Origin of the sequence: Rhizobium sp. SEMIA 4085 (assembly GCF_013004495.1) — a bacterium.
GTDB classification, from domain to species: Bacteria; Pseudomonadota; Alphaproteobacteria; order Rhizobiales; family Rhizobiaceae; genus Rhizobium; species Rhizobium gallicum.
The window spans coordinates 1-2,341 of record NZ_JABEPH010000578.1; the positions used below are offsets into that span (position 1 = coordinate 1).

Consider the following 2,341-nt stretch of genomic DNA (forward strand, 5'->3'; position numbering starts at 1 on the left):
CTTGTGAGGGGTTCGAGGGAAGGTGCCGGTGTGTCGGCTTAAAGTGGCGACCCCGTTTGGGTCGCCAGGAGGGGCGCGGGCGCCGCGGTGTCTCCGGTGCATGTATGGTCCCCCGATTGTCCCTATGCGGCGGCGGTAGGGGGCGATTTTTCTGCCCTCTGTGGGGGAGGCGGGGCGATCACCGCCGATGAGTCCGATCAAAGCTTGCCTTGCGGCAGGCGTGATGCGCAGGCCTTCTGATGCCAACTCACTGTCGATCAAACCATTCAAGGCGCGTGCATCATCCGAATAGCAGGGGATCGCAACGATGCTGCGCGTGCCTTCGGCGAGCTTGCGAAGAAGAGAGCCCTTCTTCAGGTCTCCGGCTTCCACGATGATGGACGTTGCGTCGAGCGGCTTTTGGGAAAGGTGGTCGAGTGCGTCGACCAGATATTTTTCATTCGCCGCGCCCCGTACCCAAAGGAGTTTTTCTCCTCCGAAAAGTCCGATAGTACCCGCCTCATCCAGCAGGCGCCCGGGATCCTTCTGTAGGTCGCCGATGTCGAGTTTGATAAGCGAAAAAGGATCATCCAGAGCAACGCTGCTTTTCCCGGCTATTTGCCCCGCCCGTTCGGAAACCAGGCCACGATCCGGCCCGTAGATGACGAAGATGCGGTAGGCGGAAACCGAACGTTGAAGGAAGCCTTCAAATTCGTGAGATTTAATTTCCGCCACGCCCTTTTTCCTCAGCGACCGAGCGCGCCGGCAATATCCAAGCCGACAAGTTCGGCAGCCTGGCGTGCCGCGCGGTTCTCGGCATCGCGGATTGCGCGCTGCTTGGCAAACTCTTGGGTTGGGAAATCGACAAGCGCCGTAGCGTAGCGGTTACCCGACTTGATGACCTGGCCGTCCGCCGTCGCCTGCAGCGTGTAATCCACGCTGACGGTCACGCGACCGGCGCGCGACGTGTCGGAAGATTCGACAAGAAGTGCATCAACGACGTCAGATCGCACATGAAGCTCTACCTCGTAGGCCGGCTTGACGGGCTCGCCGGCGCCGCGCGTAGCAAGGAAGATCAGTCGGTTGCGAACTTCTTGTTCGACACGAGTCGTTGCGTCCGAGAAGCCGACGGAAGCGAGCTTGCCGGCAACTCCTGACGTTTCCGAGTAAAGGGGACGAACCTGGCAGGCGGAAAGCAAGGCTGCAAACGCAAGGACGACGGTGATTGCGGCGCCGCGTGCGAGCCTGGGAGCGATATCAAACGACAATGTTCACAATCCTTTGCGGAACCACAATAATTTTCTTCGGCGCCTGACCGTTCATCGCATTGATGACGGCGTCGAGTTTCAAGACCGCCTGTGTCACGGCATTCTGATCTGCGTCTTTAGAAATTGTCAATTCGGCGCGTTTCTTGCCGTTAATCTGGACCGGCAACACGACGTCGTTCTCCACGACCAGAGCTTCGTCATAGACGGGCCAAGGGGTGCGGGCGAGCATCTCGCTGTTGCCAAGCGCCGCCCAGCATTCTTCGGCCAGGTGCGGCGTCATGGGCGCCACGAGCTGAACGAGAATTTCCGCCGCGTTACGAACAGCGGCGCAATAGGCGACGTCGCCCTCGCCTGCCGCTACTTTCGCCAGCGGGCCAGACAAAATATTCACGAGTTCATAGATGCGCGCGACGGCCTTGTTGAACCAAAGCTTGTCGTAGTCGTTCTGGACAGCCTTCAAGGTTTTATGGGCTGACTGGGAGATCGAAAGCGCATCTCCATCCTTAGCCGGATTCGGCGATATGGAAGCCAGGGCTTCGGATGCTTCGGAAATCAAGCGCCAGAGGCGCTGCGTGAAGCGATGTGCCCCTTCGACACCTGCTTCCGACCAGATCACATCACGCTCGGGCGGTGAATCCGAGAGAACGAAGAACCGCGCCGTGTCAGCGCCGTAGGAAGCTATGATGTCATCCGGATCGACGACGTTCTTCTTGGATTTCGACATTTTCTCGATCGATCCGATTGAGACCTCCTCGCCCCCTTCCAGCAGGAAGGCGCGACGTTTGCCCTCGATCTCTTCGATACGAATGTCTGCAGGCGCCACCCAGTCGCGGCTCATGCCCGAACCGCGGCTGTATGTCTCATGGACGACCATGCCCTGGGTGAAGAGGCCCTTGAATGGCTCCTTAACGTCAACATGACCCGTCTCGCGCATCGCACGCGTGAAGAAACGCGAATAGAGCAGATGCAGAATGGCGTGTTCGATGCCGCCGATATACTGATCGACGGGAAGCAAACGGTTTGCGGTAGCCAGATCGGAGGGAACACCTTCCCAAGATGCCGTGAAGCGCGTGAAGTAGCACATCGCATCGACG

General features: G+C 58.9%; 3 protein-coding genes. All 3 read right to left on the minus strand.

Translation table 11 applies throughout. The annotated features are described in order from the left end of the window. On the minus strand, positions 1-714 hold a 714-nt coding region (locus tag C9413_RS31180), incomplete at its 3' end, for a DNA polymerase III subunit delta (RefSeq protein ID WP_170251416.1). Between the two features lie 11 nt (positions 715-725). Then, entirely contained in the window at positions 726-1,247 is a 522-nt protein-coding gene (lptE, locus tag C9413_RS31185) for an LPS assembly lipoprotein LptE (protein ID WP_039846542.1), read from the minus strand. Next, a partial coding sequence (locus tag C9413_RS31190) for a class I tRNA ligase family protein (RefSeq protein WP_170251417.1) occupies positions 1,237-2,341 on the minus strand: 1,105 nt, incomplete at its 5' end. The genes C9413_RS31190 and lptE, both read right to left, overlap by 11 nt.